The 17,268-nt window shown below is 64.1% G+C and carries 16 protein-coding genes; 7 read left to right on the plus strand and 9 right to left on the minus strand.

The window, feature by feature from the left end; translation table 11 throughout:
- Positions 1-93: 93 nt before the first annotated feature.
- Both Mspo_RS13430 and Mspo_RS13435 read left to right on the plus strand, forming a co-directional pair.
- Positions 94-909, plus strand: coding sequence for a response regulator (locus Mspo_RS13430; RefSeq protein ID WP_159730546.1), 816 nt, complete (start codon positions 94-96; stop codon positions 907-909).
- Positions 910-1,062: 153 nt separating this feature from the next.
- The gene (locus tag Mspo_RS13435; protein ID WP_159730547.1) at positions 1,063-1,341 is read left to right on the plus strand and encodes a KGG domain-containing protein; all 279 of its coding nucleotides are present in this window, start codon (positions 1,063-1,065) and stop codon (positions 1,339-1,341) included.
- 57 nt (positions 1,342-1,398) lie between these two features.
- Here Mspo_RS13435 and ptsN read toward each other — a convergent pair whose 3' ends face one another.
- The 7 genes from ptsN to Mspo_RS13470 form a co-directional block, all read right to left on the minus strand.
- Entirely contained in the window at positions 1,399-1,863 is a 465-nt protein-coding gene (gene ptsN, locus Mspo_RS13440; protein ID WP_159730548.1) for a PTS IIA-like nitrogen regulatory protein PtsN, read from the minus strand.
- 231 nt (positions 1,864-2,094) lie between these two features.
- Positions 2,095-2,667 carry a ribosome-associated translation inhibitor RaiA gene (raiA, locus tag Mspo_RS13445; protein ID WP_159730549.1) on the minus strand — a complete coding sequence of 191 codons (573 nt, stop codon included), beginning with the start codon at positions 2,665-2,667 and terminating at the stop codon, positions 2,095-2,097.
- 282 nt (positions 2,668-2,949) lie between these two features.
- Positions 2,950-4,524: an RNA polymerase factor sigma-54 gene (rpoN, locus tag Mspo_RS13450; protein WP_159730550.1), complete on the minus strand. Its 1,575-nt coding sequence runs from the start codon at positions 4,522-4,524 to the stop codon at positions 2,950-2,952.
- A 176-nt stretch (positions 4,525-4,700) separates the two neighbouring features.
- Positions 4,701-5,612 carry an LPS export ABC transporter ATP-binding protein gene (gene lptB / locus Mspo_RS13455; protein ID WP_159730569.1) on the minus strand — a complete coding sequence of 304 codons (912 nt, stop codon included), beginning with the start codon at positions 5,610-5,612 and terminating at the stop codon, positions 4,701-4,703.
- A 165-nt stretch (positions 5,613-5,777) separates the two neighbouring features.
- Positions 5,778-6,383: a 3-isopropylmalate dehydratase small subunit gene (leuD, locus tag Mspo_RS13460; RefSeq protein ID WP_159730551.1), complete on the minus strand. Its 606-nt coding sequence runs from the start codon at positions 6,381-6,383 to the stop codon at positions 5,778-5,780.
- A gap of 123 nt (positions 6,384-6,506) precedes the next feature.
- The gene (locus Mspo_RS13465; protein WP_159730552.1) at positions 6,507-7,238 is read right to left on the minus strand and encodes a serine protease; all 732 of its coding nucleotides are present in this window, start codon (positions 7,236-7,238) and stop codon (positions 6,507-6,509) included.
- A gap of 82 nt (positions 7,239-7,320) precedes the next feature.
- The gene (locus Mspo_RS13470; RefSeq protein WP_159730571.1) at positions 7,321-8,457 is read right to left on the minus strand and encodes a methyltransferase; all 1,137 of its coding nucleotides are present in this window, start codon (positions 8,455-8,457) and stop codon (positions 7,321-7,323) included.
- Between the two features lie 140 nt (positions 8,458-8,597).
- On the opposite strand from Mspo_RS13470, the gene Mspo_RS13475 reads away from it, so the two are divergent.
- Positions 8,598-9,785, plus strand: a complete 1,188-nt coding sequence (locus tag Mspo_RS13475; RefSeq protein WP_159730553.1) for an MFS transporter — start codon at positions 8,598-8,600, stop codon at positions 9,783-9,785.
- A 6-nt stretch (positions 9,786-9,791) separates the two neighbouring features.
- Here the strand turns inward: Mspo_RS13475 and Mspo_RS13480 are convergent, their stop codons facing one another.
- Positions 9,792-10,289: a hypothetical protein gene (locus Mspo_RS13480; protein ID WP_159730554.1), complete on the minus strand. Its 498-nt coding sequence runs from the start codon at positions 10,287-10,289 to the stop codon at positions 9,792-9,794.
- A gap of 323 nt (positions 10,290-10,612) precedes the next feature.
- On the opposite strand from Mspo_RS13480, the gene acs reads away from it, so the two are divergent.
- The 3 genes from acs (at position 10,613) to fabD (ending at position 14,491) form a co-directional block, all read left to right on the plus strand.
- On the plus strand, positions 10,613-12,547 hold the full coding sequence (gene acs, locus Mspo_RS13485; protein WP_159730555.1) for an acetate--CoA ligase: 1,935 nt from the start codon (positions 10,613-10,615) through the stop codon (positions 12,545-12,547).
- A gap of 38 nt (positions 12,548-12,585) precedes the next feature.
- Positions 12,586-13,443, plus strand: coding sequence for a serine hydrolase (locus Mspo_RS13490; RefSeq protein ID WP_159730556.1), 858 nt, complete (start codon positions 12,586-12,588; stop codon positions 13,441-13,443).
- Positions 13,444-13,543: 100 nt separating this feature from the next.
- Positions 13,544-14,491: an ACP S-malonyltransferase gene (gene fabD, locus Mspo_RS13495; protein WP_159730557.1), complete on the plus strand. Its 948-nt coding sequence runs from the start codon at positions 13,544-13,546 to the stop codon at positions 14,489-14,491.
- A gap of 58 nt (positions 14,492-14,549) precedes the next feature.
- Here the strand turns inward: fabD and Mspo_RS13500 are convergent, their stop codons facing one another.
- Positions 14,550-15,353: an outer membrane protein gene (locus tag Mspo_RS13500; protein ID WP_159730558.1), complete on the minus strand. Its 804-nt coding sequence runs from the start codon at positions 15,351-15,353 to the stop codon at positions 14,550-14,552.
- A gap of 717 nt (positions 15,354-16,070) precedes the next feature.
- Between Mspo_RS13500 and Mspo_RS13505 the strand changes: the two genes are divergently transcribed.
- Positions 16,071-17,048, plus strand: a complete 978-nt coding sequence (locus Mspo_RS13505; RefSeq protein ID WP_159730559.1) for an FkbM family methyltransferase — start codon at positions 16,071-16,073, stop codon at positions 17,046-17,048.
- Positions 17,049-17,268 lie beyond the last annotated feature (220 nt).

Below are 17,268 nucleotides of genomic sequence, written 5' to 3' on the forward strand. Positions count from 1 at the left end.
CGTATCTATGGTTCCTATATTCATGGCGGCGATTTGACGCAGCAGGGGCGCGCCATGACGGCGTGATTTTCGCAACGCGAAACGAGGGACATCATGTCCATTTCTCAGGCGATTCTAAGGCACATGCCTTATCTGCGGCGCTTCTCGCGCGCCCTGTCCGGCAGCCAGGAAGGGGGCGACGCCTATGTTCTGGCGACGCTCGAGACGGCCATTGCCGATCCGACCCGCCTCGTCGCGGACGAGGATTTGAAAATCTCCCTCTATCGCTTGTTTCTGGAAATCTGGACGTCGAGCCCGATCAACGCCCATACGGACACCTCCGGCGTCGCGCCCGGCGACGAGGCGGGCGCGCGGCGGAACCTCGACGCCATTTCCCTGCAGCCGCGCATCGCTTTTCTGCTCGGCGCGCTCGAGGGCTTCTCGCTCGGCGAGATCGCCCGCGCGCTCTCCATCTCCGAGACGCGCGCGGCGGCGCTGATCGACACGGCGAGCTCGGAGATCGCGGGCCAATTGGCGACCGATGTGCTGATCATAGAGGACGAGCCGCTGATCGCCCTCGATCTGCGCGGCCTCGTCGAGGAGCTCGGCCATCGCGTCGTCGCGGTGGCGCGCACCCATAAAGAGGCGGTCGAGGCCATTTCCAGGACTCCCCCCGGCCTCATTCTGGCCGATATTCAATTGGCGGACGGCAGCTCGGGCCTCGAGGCGGTCAATGAAATATTGGGCTCGCTCTCGACGCCCGTGATCTTCGTCACCGCTTATCCGGAGCGATTCTTGACCGGCGAGCCGCCGGAGCCGGCCTTTCTGATCGCCAAGCCATTCAGTGTCGACAGCTTGAAAGCCATCATCAGCCAAGCTTTGTTTTTCGATAGACGCTCGCATCTCAAATACAATGATAAGCACAAGTGAATAAATAGACCATAGCTTAGGTAATAGCTCGATTTCGTACGTAAAGACCACAGGCCAAATTGCGGCAAAAAAAACTTCTATCGAGCGCGAATAGAGCGCAACCTTGTCTTGACTCGGGCGTTGACTCCCGGGGGATAAGAGAAGGTAGAAAAGATGACGGCGATCCAGGAACAGAAAAAGTCGAACCGTGGCTTTGCTTCGATGGATCCGGAGAAGCAGCGGGCGATCGCGCGCAAGGGCGGCCAGAACGTCCCCGACGAAAAGCGCAGCTTCTCCCAGAACCCCGAGCTCGCGGCCAAGGCCGGACGCAAGGGCGGGCAGAGCGTCGATCCGACGAAGCGGAGCTTTTCCCGCGATCACCAGCTCGCCTCCGAAGCCGGACGCAAGGGCGGTCACGCCTCGCACAGCAAGCCGAGAACAGCCGCGGAGTAATCCGCGGCCCGTTCGCTCGTCGCGGCGCGGCCGCCGAGCGTCGCCGACCCGGACGCCTCAGGCGGCGTGGGGCGTGGAGGTCTGCGCGATGATCGAATAGAGGGCCGAAGAGTCCCGCGTCGCGCGAATCGTCGCGACGATCGCAGGGTCGCGCAGCACGCGCGCCGCGCAGGCCAGCGCTTTCAGATGATCGGCGCCCGACGCCTCCGGCGTGATCAGGAGAAAAACGAGGTCGACCGGCGCGCCGTCGAGCGCGTCGAAGTCGATCGGCCGCTCGAGCCGCGCGAAAATCCCGAAAATCGTCTTGATTCGCGCGAGCTTGCCGTGCGGAATGGCGACGCCGTCGCCTATGCCCGTGGAGCCGAGGCGCTCGCGCTGCAGCAGCGCGTCGAATATCTCGCGGGCGGGCAGGCCGGATATCTCGGCCGCCTTCTCGCTCAGCTCCTGGAGCGCCTGCTTCTTGTTGTTCGCCTTGAGCGCGGGAATGACCGCTTCGGTGGAGAGCAAATCCGCGAGCCGCATGTGGCGTCTATCCCATTCGAGCCTTGTCCGGGCCGAGCTCCGCCGCCGCGCGTGTCGCGCGCGCGAGTTCGATTTCTTTTAAAGAATGCGTCGCGTTCCGCCGCTGCGCCGCGACCCTTTGCGGCGGTTAGCGCCGTTCTCGGGGGCCCCGGGCGAACCTCGCTCGCGCATAATGAGCATAGCAGCCCTCACAGCTGTCGCATCCATTCGAAAGGCAAGATATATGCCGTCCTATTCGCCGCCCGGCGCGTCGATCCATCCGATATGGTCGTCGCTGCGCCGATAGACAACATTGAGCCGGCCCGTGTCGGCGTTGCGGAAAACCACCACTGGCGCGCCGGTCAGATCGAGATCGAGCACCGCGGCCGAAAGCGCTAGCCGGCGCAGCCGCGATGTCGCTTCGGCGACGATGGTCGGCGCAAAGTCCTTGGGCGCGTCCTGCTCCTGATCCGGCGCCTCCAGCACATAGCTCAGGGCGACCTCGCCCTCGCCCTCGCGGGCGACGATCGGGTGATGATCCTTCAGGCGGCTCTTGTAGCGCCGCAGGCGCTTCTCGATGCGGTCGGCGGCCTGGTCGAAGGAGGCGTAGGGCTCCTGGGCGCGGCCGTCGGCTTGAACATCGACGCCAGAGACCAGATGAAGGCTGCAATCGGTCCGAAAACCAGATCCTTCCGGCGAGATCGTCACATGACCGCTGATCTCGCCGTCGAAGAATTTGCCTGCGGCCGTCTTTAACCGCTCGGCGACATGGGTCCGCAAGGCTTCGCCGATATTTATGTTCTTGCCCGACACGCGCAACGACATGTGAGGTTTGCCTCGTCCATTCGAGCGCTCGCGGCGGGGCGCGGAAGCGCGTTGCTCAAAAAATCTCGCGGGATGGTCTCGTGAGCATCGAACCGTCGGTCCAGCGTCCGAGCGTCATTCTTGCCCTTCGAACATGGCGGAAGACGGGCCGACGACACTTTGAGCGTCCGCCCCGTTTCGGCGACAGGCTCTAAGTGTCCCTGCCAATGAAGTCAATGGGCGAGCGAATTGCTCAATCCTGCGGCGCCCAGGCGCCTCTGCATCGGCGTGGCGCTCGCGCCTTCAGAGCGCCGGCGCATTTTCGCGCATCATCGCCTGCTTGGCGCGGCGGCGGTCCACGGAGGAGGGAATGCGCAGGCTGTCGCGATATTTGGCGACGGTGCGCCGGGCGATGTCTATGTCGATCTCCTTGAGGCGCGCGACGATGGCGTCGTCGGACAGCACGTCGAGCGGGCTCTCCTTGTCGATCATCTGCTTGATCTTGTAGCGCACCGCCTCCGCCGAATGCGCTTCGCCGCCGCTCGTCGTGGCGATGGAGGCCGAGAAGAAATATTTGAGCTCGAATATGCCGCGCGGCGTCATCATATATTTGTTGGAGGTAACGCGCGAAACCGTCGATTCGTGCATGCCGATGGCGTCGGCGATGGTGCGCAGATTGAGCGGGCGCAGATGCTCGACGCCTTTGGCGAGGAAAGCGTCCTGCAGCCGCACGATCTCGGAGGCGACCTTGAGAATTGTGCGGGAGCGCTGCTCGAGGCTCTTGGTCAGCCAATTGGCGTTCTGCAGGCAGCTCGAGATGAAGGTCTTGTCGCCGTCGCGCTTGGCGCCGGCGCTCACCCGCGCGGCGTAGGAATGGTTCACCAGCACGCGCGGCAGCGCGTCGGAGTTCAATTCCACCATCCAGCTTCCGTCGGTCGCCGGGCGCACGATGACGTCGGCGACGAGCGGCTGGATGGGCGCGCCGCCGAAGGCGCGGCCGGGCTTGGGATCGAGGCGGCGAACCTCCGCCGCCATATCGGCAATGTCTTCCTCGTCGACGCCGCAGAGACGTGCGAGAGCGGGGAAGTCGCGCTTGGCGAGCAGCGGCAGATTGGCGATGAAGATCTGCATCGCCGGATCGAGACGATCGCGCTCGCGCAGCTGTATCGCGAGACATTCCCGCAGGTCGCGCGCGCCGACGCCGGAGGGGTCGAAGGTCTGGATCGTCGCCAGCACGGCGGCGGCGCGTTCGAAATCGGCCTCGAGACGCGCGGCGATCTCGTTTATGTCCTCGCGCAGATAGCCGGTCTCGTCGATCGCGTCGATGATGGCGTGGCCGATCAGCCTGTCGCGCGGGTCGGAGGAGGCGAGCGCGAGCTGCTCGGCGAGATGGTCGTGCAGGCTCGCATCGGCGGCGACATAGGCCTCGAGGTTGGGCGTCTCTCCGTCCCCGCCGACGCCGCTCGCGCCGGTCCAGGAATTGGCCGAGAGGCCCGCGCCCTCGAGCGAGCCGGAGGCGTCGGCGGACGCGCCGCGCTGGCCCTCGAGCTCGAAGGCGTTTCCGATCTCCGTGCCGAGCTCGGCGGCGAGCTGGCCGGCGTCGACGGCGAGGCTGTCCTGCGCCCAGTCGCCCTCGCGCGGCTCGCCGACGCCGTCGAAGCCCGTTTCTCCGCCGTCGCCCTCGCCGCGCTCCTGAGGCGCGTCCGGGAAATCGTCCGATTCGACCGCCTCGAGCAGCGGATTGCGCTCCAGTTCCTCGTGCAGAAAGGCGGAAAGCTCGAGATTGGAGAATTGCAGGAGCTTGATCGCCTGCAAGAGCTGGGGCGTCATCACCAGGGCTTGGCCCTGACGCATCATCAGTTTGGTGGAAATCGCCATTTTCCGCCTACTCGAAACTGCCCGCCGTTGCGCGCGGCGCGAAGGTCCGCGCAGCGGCCGTTCTCGGCCTGTTTCTTGCTTATAGCACGGGGTGGGAACCGGCGCAGGACCATTTATTCGGCGCCCACGGGGAAAACCGCCTAGCGGTTAATCGCTGCGACGCTCCCGCTCCGCAATCACATGCGGAAATCTTCGCCGAGATAGATGCGCCGCACGTCCGCATGCGCGACGATCTCTTCGGGCGTTCCCTCGGTCAGCACATGGCCGTTGTAGATGATGTAGGCGCGGTCGGTCAGACCCAATGTCTCGCGCACGCTGTGGTCGGTGATCAGCACGCCGATGCCGCGCGCCTTCAGATGGCGCACGAGATCCTGAATGCCGCCGACGGCGATCGGGTCGATGCCGGCGAAGGGTTCGTCCAGCAGCATGAAAGAGGGGCGGCCGGCGAGCGCGCGGGCGATCTCGCAGCGCCGCCGCTCGCCGCCCGAGAGCGCGATCGCCGGCGTGCGGCGCAGCCGCTCGAGGCGGAACTCTTCCAGCAGCGCGTCGAGCTCCTGCTCGCGCAGCTTCTTGTCCGGCTGGGTGATCTCCAGCACGGCGCGAATATTGTCCTCGACGCTGAGGCCCCGGAAAATCGACGCCTCTTGCGGCAGATAGCCGATGCCGAGTCGCGCGCGGCGATACATGGGCAGGCCGGTGACGTCATAGCCGTCGAGCGCGATTATGCCGCGGTCCGGCTTCACCAGCCCGGTGATCATGTAGAAAACCGTGGTCTTGCCGGCGCCATTGGGGCCGAGCAGCCCCACCGCCTCGCCGCGCGCGACATGCAGGCTCACATCCTCGACGACGCGGCGGGACTTGTAGGATTTGGCGAGGTGCTGGACCGACAGCACGCCCTCATGCGCCGACACGCCGTTCTCGACCGCCTCGGACGCCTCGCGCGCCGCGAAACCCGCCGGGGTCTCCTCGGCGCCTAAATTTTCGGCGCCGTCTCCTTTCCAGACGTCGATTTCGGCCTCGAGGCGGGCCGCAGACCCAGCTTGCGCGGCGCGCCGACGCAGGCGCAGCCGTTCCGCGATCCGGGCCAGCAGGCCGGATCCACCGGAATCGCGCGCGGAAATGTCGGATCGGAAGCTCAAGCCTGGGCGCCCTCACGAGAGAAACGGAACGCGAGGATCGCGCCGTCTCGCCGCGATCCTAAGCCTGCCCGACAAAAAACCCTCGTTACTTTTTTGCAATCCAGAAAGCCGCGATCAGGCCCAGGGACGGGCCGCCGCCGACTTCGCCTCGAAGGCGTCGATCGCGCTCCCCTTCTGCAGGGTGAGGCCGATGTCGTCGAGACCCTCGAGCAGGCAGTGCTTGCGGAACGGGTCGATCTCGAATTTCACGACGCCGCCATCCGGGCCGCGGATCTCCTGGGAGGGAAGGTCGATCGTCAGCGTGGCGTTGGCGCCGCGGGCGGCGTCGTCCATGAGCTTGTCGAGATCGGCCTGCGCGACCTTGATCGGCAGAATGCCGTTCTTGAAGCAGTTATTATAGAAGATGTCGGCGAAGCTCGTGGAGATCACCGCCTTCACGCCGAAGTCCAGCAGCGCCCAGGGGGCGTGCTCGCGCGACGAGCCGCAGCCGAAATTGTCGCCCGCCACCAATATTCTGGCGCCGCGATAGGCCGGCTTGTTGAGAACGAAATCGGGATTCTCCGATCCGTCGTCCCTATAGCGCAGCTCCGAGAAGAGGCCCTTGCCGAGGCCGGTGCGGGCGATCGTCTTCAGATATTGCTTGGGGATGATCATGTCGGTGTCGACATTCATGATCGGCAGCGGCGCGGCGACGCCGGTCAGGGTGACGAATTTTTCCATGCGGAGTGTCCTGGTGGGCGGAGTGTCCTGGCGGAGTGTCCTGGCGGCCGGGCGCGACGCGCGCTTTGACGAAACTGCCGCGCCCTTTACCAAATCGCCGGACAAGGCGCAAAGCGGCGCCGCTCAGCCTTCCGTCAGGGCGAGCAGAATGTCCGCGTACCAGGCGCAATTGAGCCCGAGCGCCTCGTCCTGCCGGGCGTCGCGGCCGACGTCGAGCCGCGCCGAATGGACGCCGAGCAGCGTCCAGGGCAGATCGCCCTGCCCCGCCTCCAGCGCCGGCGCGCGGGCGACGACCGGCGCGCCGCTCGCGCCCCTATGGGTGCGCGCGTCGGTCAGAAAATATCCCTGGCCCTGGAAGCGCAGGCCGAAGGAGGAGGCCACGACCCCCTGCCGCGCCACCGGCATGTGGTGCAATGTGTCGTGAAAGCCGAGCGGAAAGCCGAGAATCAGCACAGAGGAGCCGATCTCGACCTGATCGAAGCCGCCGGGAAGATTGGCCGGGGTGAAGGCCCGGTAGATGGTCGGCTCCGGCAGAGCCTGCCGTTCGATCTCGATCGCCGCCACATCCACTTCCCCGCCGGCGTCGACGCCCTGGCGCCAGACGCTCTTGCCATCCTCATAGAGCGGGATCGAGAAGCCCGTCGACTTGGCCATATTCTCGGCGTCGATATGCAGCTCGATCTCGATGCGGTCGGGAAAATGCCCGCTCGCCGCATCGCTCAGCACATGGCGGCTCGTCACCAGGAACAGGCGCTCGCCACGCTCGAAGAAGAAGCCGCTGGCGTTGGTCAGCGGAGTTTGCCCGTCGAAGGTGCAGACGCGCGCGGTGGTGAGAATCAAAGGTTCGATCGTCATCGGCGGCCCGGTCTCCCTTCCGGGAGACATGGCGGTCGCGCACCGGCGCGGCAAGTCGGCGCAGCAAGTCGGCGCTGCGCCCTCAAGGGCCGTGATAATCCGGGTCGGGCCTCGCGACCAGAATGCTCGCGACCACCGGCATGGGGTTGTTCAGCAGGCGGAAGCGGCCGAAGCCCGCCTTTTTCGCGAGCTTCTGCAGCTCGGCCACGGTGCGCGGCTCGCCGCGGCCCATGGCGAGCGTGTAGAAGCCATAATAGGCGTCGAGCGGCTCCGCCCCTTCGACGCCCGACATGGCCTCGACGATGAGCAGCGTCCCGTCGCGCGGCAGGGCGCGGCGCACATTGCGCAAGAGCTCCAGCGCGGACGCGTCGTCATGATCGTGGACGATGCGAATCAGCGTGATCACATCCGCCCCCTTGGGCAGCGGATCGGCGAGGAAATCGCCGGAAAAGAAGCTCGTGCGCTTGGAGAGCCCCGCGGCGTCGAGCCGGGCGCGGGCGCGCTCGACGACGGCCGGCAGATCGAAGAGCATCAGCTGCAATCTCGGCGCGCGCGCCGCCGCGGCGGCGAGAAAGGCGCCTTCGCCGCCGCCGACGTCGAGCAGCGTCTTGTGGCGGCGGATCGGATAGACGTCGAGCAGCTCCTGCGCGACCAGCGGCTGCGAGGCCGCCATCAGCGCGCTATAGGGCGCGACCTCCTCGCCCGTGAGCTCGGCCGGGTTTTCGGCGCCGGAATAGGGCCAATATTCGGCGAGCCGCGGCTCGGCCGATTCGTCGCCGCGCAACAAAGCGACGGGGTCGGCGAGATCGGCGTAGAGCATGGGCTGATGCGCCACGAGCGAGAGCGCCGCCTCATTGCCGACGAGCGCGGCGCCGAGATCGCCGAGGCCGAAGCGCCCCTTGCCGCGCCGCTCGACGAGGCCGAGCGAGGCGGCGGCGTCGAGCAGCCGGGCGGCGGCGTCGGTCGAGAGCTCGAGCTTTTGCGCGATCTCATCCAGGTCGCGCGGCTGTTCCAGCAGCAGCTCCAGGAGCTTCAGCTTCACACAGGCCAGCAGCACCTGCGAATAGACGAAGCCGGCGCAAAGATCGAGCATGGCGCGCGCGCGCCGGCGCGCCGCGGCCCGGGTCAGCGGATGGGCGGCGGCGAGCCGCTGAAAGCGTGGGCTCGACGCCAGCCGGTCCCTGAGACGCCGCAGCCTGTCCCGGAAGAACTGCCCCATAACGCCGCCCAGGATTTTTCTCGAAAGACCGGTTCCCACTTTTTCGAAATCCTGCTTAGCCCAAAAGCGGCGCCTCGGAAACGGCGATTATCCCCGGCTCGGGCGTTTGACCCGCGGGGGGCCGCGGGATCATCGCCGCCATGCGCTTCGACGCTCTCGACCGGCTCAACTTCTTCCTCGCCGATGTGCGCGGCGGGCTCGGGCCCTACATCGGGGTCTTTCTCTTCACGCAGGCGCATTGGAGCCAGGCGGCGATCGGCGCCGTGCTCACGGTCAGCGGGCTCGTCGGCATCGCCGCCCATCCCGCCGTCGGCGCCTTCATCGACCGCACGCGCGCCAAGCGCGAGCTGCTGGTTCTCTCGAGCTTTGTCCTCTGCGCCTGCGGGCTCGCCATCATTCACGCGCCGAGCGTTCCGGTCGTCGTCGCGGCGGATGTGGTCATGGCGACGCTCGGCGCCGTGTTCGCGCCCACCGTGGCGGCGATCACGCTCGGCCTCTATGGCCGCGAGGCGCTCGCCGAGCGGCTCGGCCGCAATGCGGCTTTCGATCGCGCCGGGAATATTTTCATCGCCGGAATCGCGGGCTTCGTCGGCGTTCTCGCCGCGCAGACGGCGCCCTTCTATCTGGCGCCGATCTTCGCCGCGCTCGCCGCGCGGGCGGCCTTCGACATTCGCGCCTCGGCGATCGATCATCGACGCGCCCGCGGGCTCGAGGACGTCGATCCCGCGCATCCGCCGCAGCCCGGTCGGCTGCGCGATCTCCTGCATTACCGCACGCTGGTCGTCTATGCGGCGGCGGCGGCGCTGTTCAACTTCGCCAATGCGCCGACGCTGTCGCTCATCGCGCAGAGGCTCGCTTCGGAAAATCCGGGGCTCGAGAGCGGCGTCACCTCGGCGGCGATCATCCTCGCGCAGCTCTCGACGATCGCTATGGCGCTGCTCGTCGAGCGCGCCGACCTCATCGGCCGAAAGCCGCTCATCGTGCTCGCCTTCACGGCGCTCTTCGCGCGCGATCTCGCCTGCGTCTTCGCCGAGACGCCACTGCCTCTGCTCGCCGCGCAATTGCTCGACGGCGTCGGCGGCGGCTTGTTCGACGCGCTGCTGCCGCTCGTGCTCGCCGACATCATGCGCGGCACCGGCCATTACAGCCTCGCGCGCGGCGGCCTCGGATTCGTGCAGGGTGTGGGCGGCGCGACGAGCCTTTCCGTCGCGGGCTTCATCGTCACGGCGAGCGGCTACGCCGCGGGCTTTCTGACGCTCGCGCTGATCGCGCTCGCCGGGCTCGCGCTGGTCGTCGTCGCCATGCCGGAGACGGGGCCGAAGGGATGACCCCTCTCAGGCCGTTCCCGGCGCGAAGCCTTCCTCGAGGCCGAGCAGCTCGAGCAGCGACTTGCGGCGCTTGCGGTCGCGCTTTTGCGGCGGCTTGCGATTGTAATAGTCGAACAGCACCTCGCGATAGAGCTTCACCACCTGCTTCTCATCGAGGCCGAACAGCAGATTCGCGGCGACGCGCAGCAGCAGGTACACCGTGCATTCAAACAGGAAAGCGCTCGGATGCGTGAACAGCACCGGCAGCGCCGAAGCGATGACCGCGCCATAGAGCGAGGCGATCGCATAGCGCGGATTGACGCGCGCCCACAGGAAAAGCCGCAGCAATTCGCGATAGCCGACGACGTTGACGAGCGCCGAGTAGAGCTCGACGCTGAATGCGCTTTCCTGGAAGTCGACGATCGCGCGGGCGAGGGTGACGATCGCCACGATCGAGTAGAAAATCGTGTCGCAGCGGCGAAGGCACAGCTCGTAAATGTCGTCGAGCAATTGATTCTTTCTCATCTCGGCTCCTCGAGGCGTTGGGGTCGCGCCGTCTAGAAGAGCCGCAAATCCGGCGCCGACCAGTGGTTCGCCAGGATGAAATTCAGCTCGCAGCATGCGCGTCGCTCCTGTAATACGTGGGCCTTCGAAACGATCTGCGACCAGTTGTCGCGGCCGCGCGGCGCCGCGTCGCAGAGCTCTCTACGCGTTCGGCGCCGAAAAGGCGGGCGCCCTGGCGCCCCGGCGCGCCGAGCGCCATAGCCTCGGGCGCGAAATAAGGTCATATTCGCGAACAACGCAGACGGCGCGCCAATGCGCCGCGGTCACCCGAGGGAACGCTCGATATGTCTGACAAGATTTATGCGGCGCCGGAGACATGGCGGAAGGAAGCGCGCATAGACGCCGAGAAATATGCACAGCTCTACCGGCGCTCCGTGGCCGACCCCGACGGCTTTTGGGCGGAGCAGGCGCAGCGCATCGAATGGATCGCGCCTTTCACGCGCGTGAAGGAGGTGAGCTTCGACACGCATAATGTCTCGATCGAATGGTTCGGCGACGGCTCCACCAATGTCGCGATGAATTGCATCGATCGCCATCTGCCGCATCGCGCGGACCAAGTGGCGATCATATGGGAGGGCGACGATCCCTCGCTCTCGCGTCATATCACCTATCGCGAATTGCACGAGCAGGTATGCCGCTTCGCCAATGTGCTGAAGGCGCATGGCGTGCGCAAAGGCGACCGCGTGACGATCTATCTGCCGATGATTCCGGAGGCCGCCTACGCCATGCTCGCCTGCGCCCGCATCGGCGCGGTGCATTCGGTCGTCTTCGGCGGTTTCTCGCCGGACGCGCTCGCCGGCCGCATAGAGGATGCGCAATCCGATGTCGTCATCACGGCGGACGAGGGGGTGCGCGGCGGCCGCAAGACCGCGCTCAAGGACAATGTCGACGCCGCGCTGGAGAAGGTTTCGGCCAAGACCGTCATCGTCGTCACGCGCACGGGCGCCAAGGTCGATATGAAGCCCGGCCGCGATTTTCGTTACGAGGACGAGGCGAAAAAAGTTCCCGAGGATTGCCCCTATGCCGAGGTCGGCGCCGAAGACCCGCTGTTCATCCTCTACACATCGGGCTCGACCGGAAAGCCCAAGGGCGTGCTGCACACGACGGGCGGCTATCTCGTCTACGCTTCGCTCACCCATGAGCTCGTCTTCGACTATCGCGAGGGCGACGTCTATTGGTGCACGGCCGACGTCGGCTGGGTGACGGGCCACAGCTATATCGTCTATGGCCCGCTCGCCAATGGCGCGACGACGCTGATGTTCGAGGGCGTGCCCAATTATCCGACCGTCTCGCGCTTCTGGGAGGTCGTCGACAAGCACAAGGTCGATATCTTCTACACGGCGCCGACGGCGATTCGCGCATTGATGGGCGCGGGCGAGGAGCCGGTGAGGAAGACGAGCCGCAAGTCGATCCGACTTCTCGGCTCGGTCGGCGAGCCGATCAATCCAGAGGCCTGGGAGTGGTATCACCGCGTCGTCGGCGAGGGGCGCTGCCCCATCGTCGACACATGGTGGCAGACGGAGACGGGCGGCATTCTGATCTCGCCGCTGCCCGGCGCGACGGCGCTGAAGCCGGGCTCGGCGACGCTTCCTTTCTTCGGCGTGCAGCCGGAGATCGTCGACGCCAACGGCAATGTGCTCGACGGCGCCTGCGAGGGCAATCTCGTCATCGCCGATTCCTGGCCGGGACAGGCGCGCACCGTGTTCGGCGATCACGAGCGCTTCGCGCAGACCTACTTCACCGCCTATCCGGGCAAATATTTCACCGGCGACGGCTGCCGCCGCGACGCCGACGGCTATTATTGGATCACCGGCCGCGTCGACGACGTCATCAATGTCTCCGGCCATCGTCTCGGCACGGCGGAGATCGAGAGCGCGCTCGTCGCCCATGAGAAGGTCGCCGAAGCGGCCGTCGTCGGCTTCCCCCATGCGATCAAGGGCCAGGGCGTCTACGCCTATGTGACCTTGATGGGCGGCGTCGAGCCCTCCGAGCGTCTGCGCAAGGAGCTCGTCGATTTCGTGCGCAAGGAGATTTCGGCCATCGCCTCGCCGGACGTGATCCAATTCGCCCCCGGCCTGCCGAAGACGCGCTCGGGCAAGATCATGCGCCGCATCCTGCGCAAGATCGCCGAGAATGAATTCGGCGCGCTCGGGGATACGTCGACTTTGGCGGACCCGAGCGTGGTGGAGGATTTGATCAAGAACCGGCCGGCGGGGTGAGGCCGGAGACGGGCGAGCCAGTCTCTCTGCGGTGTGACATGGAAACGGGAGCCTTCATCGATGAAGCGGGCGGCGTGACTCTTTCGGGCGGCGTTGATCCGGCGCCGTGGTGGAGCTTCACGAAGACCGTTCTGGCAATCGCCGCTCTCCGTTTGGTGGAGAGCGGCGCGCTGAGCTTGAGCGAGCCAATCGCCGGGGCGCGATACGATCTGCGTCAGCTGCTTCGCCATGAAGCGGGGCTACCTGACTACGGCTCCTCGCCCCGTTATCGGGAGGATGTCGCGGCGGCCAGAGAGCCCTGGCCGGTCGAGCGGCTTCTCGCCGAGATCGAGGCGGATCGGCTGCGCTACGAGCCCGGAACAGGCTGGGCCTATTCCAATATCGGCTATCTGGAAGTCGCGCGATCGATCGAGCGCGCGTTCGGGTCGCCACTAGCGGCGGCGCTTCGACAGCTCGTATTCGCGCCCGCCGGGCTGACCACCGCTCGCCTGGCGACGACGCCAGCCGATCTCACGGGCGTTCGCATGGGAAGCGCAGGCGATTATCATCCGGGTTGGGTCTACCACGGCCTCGTCGTCGGGACTGTGCAGGACGCAGCCCGGCTCCTGTGGACGTTGATGTCGGACGGTCTGATCGGGCGCGACATGCGTGTGGCGATGCTCGAAGGGCGCTCTCTGCCGGAGCATCGCAGCGCGCTTCACCCGGATCCGGCGTATGGGCTCGGCCTCATGCTGTCGGCGACCGATCCGATGGAACATCCGCTCGGCCATAGCGGCGAGGGGCCCGGCAGCCGGATCGCGGTTTACGCACGTGGCCGAAAGGCGGCTGCGGTCTGGACGGCGTCGCCGTCGAAGCGTGTCGCCGAGACGGAGGTCTTTCGGTTTCTCGCCGAATGAGTCTCGGCCGAGACGTGAGCCGTTGCGCCCGCTTGACAGGGCGCCCTTCTCGGCGCCACTCGGCCCCCATCTCGAACCAATCAGACGAGGCGAGCAGCGCATGGCGAAGGCATTCGTGTTTCCGGGGCAGGGGTCGCAGGCGGTCGGCATGGGCAAGGCGCTGGGCGAGGCCTTTGCCGAGGCCCGCGCCGTCTATGAGGAAATCGACGCCGCGCTCGGCGCGCCGCTCTCCAAGATCATGTTCGAGGGCCCGGAGGCCGAGCTGACGCTCACCGCCAACGCCCAGCCGGCGCTGATGGCCGTCTCGCTCGCCGCGGTCCGTGTGCTGGAGGCCGAGGCCGGGCTCGATCTCGCCCGCGACGCGAAATTCGTCGCCGGCCATTCGCTCGGCGAATATTCGGCGCTCGCCGCCGCAGGCGCGCTCTCCATCGCCGACACCGCCCGCCTGCTGCGGCTGCGCGGCCAGGCGATGCAGGCGGCGGTTCCGGTCGGCGAGGGGGCGATGGCGGCGCTCATCGGCGTCGAGCTCGACGCCGCCCGCGAGATCGCCGCGGCGGCCGCCGCGGTGGAGGGGAAGGTCTGCCAGGTCGCCAATGACAATGGCGGCGGCCAGATCGTCGTCTCCGGCGCCAAATCAGCGGTGGAGAAGGCGATTCTCATCGCTAAGGAGCGCGGCGTGAAGCGCGCCGTGCCGCTGCCCGTCTCCGCCCCCTTCCATTGCGCGTTGATGCAGCCCGCCGCCGAGGCCATGCGGGAGGCCCTGGCGACGACGACGATTCTGGCGCCGAAGGTTCCCGTCGTCGCCAATGTCACGGCGAGCCCGATCGAATCGCCCGACGACATCCGCCGGCTGCTGGTGGAACAAGTGACGGGAACGGTGCGCTGGCGCGAATGCGTCGCCCATATGGCGGGCGAGGGCGTCGACAAATTCGTCGAATGCGGCGCCGGCAAGGTGCTCACCGGCCTGCTGAAACGAATCGCCGCGCAAGCCGTGGGCGTCGCCGTCGGCGCGCCGGAGGACCTCGACGCCTATCGCGCTTTCGTCTGAGCCACGAAAAAAGCCCGGCCGCGCGGGCCGGGCTTCTGCGTCCGAAAGGGGACGAGCGTCAATATCTCGCCACCACGGGAGCGGGGGTGAAGAGATTGAAATGGTAGTTGACGCCGGCCCGCACAGTGTTGATGCGCGCATGGCGATTCCAGTTCCAATTCCCGCCGCCGAAGAAGGGGGTGGGGAACGGGTTGGGGAAAAAGACGGGCGCGAGCAGTGCCGCATTGTTGTTATTATTGTTGTTGTCGAGTTCCGTATAGAGATATTCGACCTTGGCGGACCAATTGGGCAGGAAGGCCCATTCGACGCCGCCGCCGGCCGTCCAGCCGCTGCTCAGGTCGTTATTGTTGTTGCCCCCCCACCAGCCGCCGTTGAACGGGCGACGCACCTCGCCGTAAGCGAAGCCGCCCGTGCCATAGATCAAGAGGCGCGAATCGAGCAGCGCCAGGCCGACGCGGCCGCGCACGGTTCCGAACCAGGACACGCGCACCCGGTTGAAATTGCCCCAGCCGCCCCACCAATTATTGTTGTTGCCGCCGCTGCCGATGCTCGTGCCTTGGAAATCGGTTTCGAGGCCGACGACGAAGAGAGGCGAGAGCTGGTAGTTCCAACCGAGCTGGACGCCGCCGACGACGCCGCTGTTATTGTTGTTGTTGTTGTTGTTCCAACCCCAATTGTTGTTGTTGTTGTTGCGGTCGACCCAGCCGCCGCCGATGTTCAGACCGACATAGGGGCCGGTCCAGGAGAAGACGGGCGGCGGAACGAAGATTGGCGCTTCCTTGCGCGACGGCAGATCGGCCGCGCTGGCCGAGCCGGCGAGCAGCGCCGAAGAGATCGCCAGAACGGAAATTCGGTTTTTCATAGATAGCTCCTTCAATTCTCTAAAATCGGCGCACCTACGCCAATTGCACTGTTCGACCGATCAACGCGAAGCATTCGAACCGCTACCGAACGAAGATTTCGTAAATGTCCGACCCTGTAAACTCAGAAAGTTGTAATATACGAGTATGTCAGCGATTTAGTTCGGCAGTGTGATAAAAACGCACCCCTAAGTAATCCGCCAATGCCGAATTTGTACTACGTCTGAACAGGTTTTTCTCTCCGAGAAATTACCTAATGCCACGAAAGCGGTTGGGCTCTGGCGCGAACGCCGGGAGATGGGCATACTTGAGCGGTTACGAGGAGCGATATTGCCGGAGCGCGCATGATGTCGAGCGTCGACGGTCTTTTCGAAGTCCGCCATTTCGATCACGGGATCATCACTCTCTGCGTCGCGCCAACCGGGACATCGCCGCCGCCGCCGCCAGAGCGTTGTGCTGAACCGGCGTCAGCCGAGAGCCGAGAATGGCCAGCCCGCCAGTTAGGCCAGCGCCGGGAAACATCTAGTGGATGTCGGGTAAATGGCACAGCATTAGTGTTCAGTGTGCGAGGCGCGAAAGTCGTCTGAAAGGTAGAGGACGCGGGTCGTTTGGATAGAGGCAAAGCCTAGTGTTACGAACCGAATGGAGACAAGATTCTCTCTTTGGATCGCCGCACCTGGGCAATGTAGGAAAATAAATCGAGATAGCAGAGGGCCGCAATGGGTTCAACATATACCCCATCTCGCTCTAATGTGTTAGTCACGATGATTTCGCTAATCAGGAGGATTATTTCTGATATAAAGGCAACTGTAAGGCGGTTTTTAGTAAATATATTTTTGATAGCAGCAACTTTCATAAAAAGCAACAAATCGCTGAGACGTTTCTTGTTCGATAGTCTTCCGAAAAACTCTTTAGTTGTTGCTGACTCAAATTCAGAACGCTTTATCGTAAATTCAAGTGACAAGGTTATTGGCAAAAAAGTATTTGTTGATGGCAGTTTCGATTTTGAAAAGACCGTGCTCGTCATGGAGCTTTTAAATAATAACAAAAACGATATTACTCTCGTAGATATAGGAGCAAATATAGGTACAATTTGCATACCTTTAGTTAAAAGAAATATAGTTAAGCGAGCAATAGCAATTGAGCCAGACAGGACTAATTTCGACCTATTAACAGCAAATATATTTATAAATGGCTTAGGTGAATTAATTGATACAAAAAATATGGCGCTAGGAGAAAAAGAGGAAGAAGTGTTGGCTTTCGAACTTTCAAAAACGAATTACGGCGATCATAGGATTAAGGTATCAAGCTCATTTGACATAGAGAACGAAAACAGTCGAGTCGTAACTGAAGTTAAATCAACGACATTGGACAAAATTCTTAGTCAATACGATACATCTAATATGTTAATATGGATGGATACACAAGGATATGAAGGATTAATCCTTGCAGGAGGAAGCGCGTCTATCAAGAAAAAGATACCGATGGTCGTTGAGTTTTGTCCATACTTAATGACCCGGGCTAACTCTTATGATAAATTTAAGGCCGCTATCATTTCAGCAGGGTACTATTCTTGTTATGACCTAAATGAAAGCCGCCCGACGCCTATGGTCGTTGCTGAAGAAACATTCGATAGGCTGTTCGAGAAGCACAATAATTTTGGATCCTATGATTTTACGGATCTATTGATCATCTGAGGCCTCCAGTGAAGGCGCGGGGGCGTCCTCGAGCGGCGCGCCGGGCCGATGAGCGGCGCAAAGTCGGATTATTTTGCGGCGGTCGAGCTCGACCGCCGCTCGAATCGATGATCGCCTTCGTTGAAACTCATCGTCCGCACACGGGGTCGTGTGTCACGAGCGCGCTGTCGCGAGTATCGGCGGCGCTCAACTGTACGAGAGATGAAGGAGGGCCCTTCGA

It is taken from the genome of Methylosinus sp. Ce-a6 (assembly GCF_009811655.1).
In the GTDB taxonomy this organism is placed as follows: domain Bacteria; phylum Pseudomonadota; class Alphaproteobacteria; order Rhizobiales; family Beijerinckiaceae; genus Methylosinus.

Coding starts and splice junctions, on each gene's coding strand:
- Mspo_RS13430 (WP_159730546.1), top strand. CDS start 94: ATGTCCATTTCTCAGGCGATTCTAAGGCACATGCCTTATCTGCGGCGC.
- Mspo_RS13435 (WP_159730547.1), top strand. CDS start 1,063: ATGACGGCGATCCAGGAACAGAAAAAGTCGAACCGTGGCTTTGCTTCG.
- ptsN (WP_159730548.1), bottom strand. CDS start 1,863: ATGCGGCTCGCGGATTTGCTCTCCACCGAAGCGGTCATTCCCGCGCTC.
- raiA (WP_159730549.1), bottom strand. CDS start 2,667: ATGTCGTTGCGCGTGTCGGGCAAGAACATAAATATCGGCGAAGCCTTG.
- rpoN (WP_159730550.1), bottom strand. CDS start 4,524: ATGGCGATTTCCACCAAACTGATGATGCGTCAGGGCCAAGCCCTGGTG.
- leuD (WP_159730551.1), bottom strand. CDS start 6,383: ATGGAAAAATTCGTCACCCTGACCGGCGTCGCCGCGCCGCTGCCGATC.
- Mspo_RS13465 (WP_159730552.1), bottom strand. CDS start 7,238: ATGACGATCGAACCTTTGATTCTCACCACCGCGCGCGTCTGCACCTTC.
- Mspo_RS13470 (WP_159730571.1), bottom strand. CDS start 8,457: ATGGGGCAGTTCTTCCGGGACAGGCTGCGGCGTCTCAGGGACCGGCTG.
- Mspo_RS13475 (WP_159730553.1), top strand. CDS start 8,598: ATGCGCTTCGACGCTCTCGACCGGCTCAACTTCTTCCTCGCCGATGTG.
- Mspo_RS13480 (WP_159730554.1), bottom strand. CDS start 10,289: ATGAGAAAGAATCAATTGCTCGACGACATTTACGAGCTGTGCCTTCGC.
- acs (WP_159730555.1), top strand. CDS start 10,613: ATGTCTGACAAGATTTATGCGGCGCCGGAGACATGGCGGAAGGAAGCG.
- Mspo_RS13490 (WP_159730556.1), top strand. CDS start 12,586: ATGGAAACGGGAGCCTTCATCGATGAAGCGGGCGGCGTGACTCTTTCG.
- fabD (WP_159730557.1), top strand. CDS start 13,544: ATGGCGAAGGCATTCGTGTTTCCGGGGCAGGGGTCGCAGGCGGTCGGC.
- Mspo_RS13500 (WP_159730558.1), bottom strand. CDS start 15,353: ATGAAAAACCGAATTTCCGTTCTGGCGATCTCTTCGGCGCTGCTCGCC.
- Mspo_RS13505 (WP_159730559.1), top strand. CDS start 16,071: ATGGGTTCAACATATACCCCATCTCGCTCTAATGTGTTAGTCACGATG.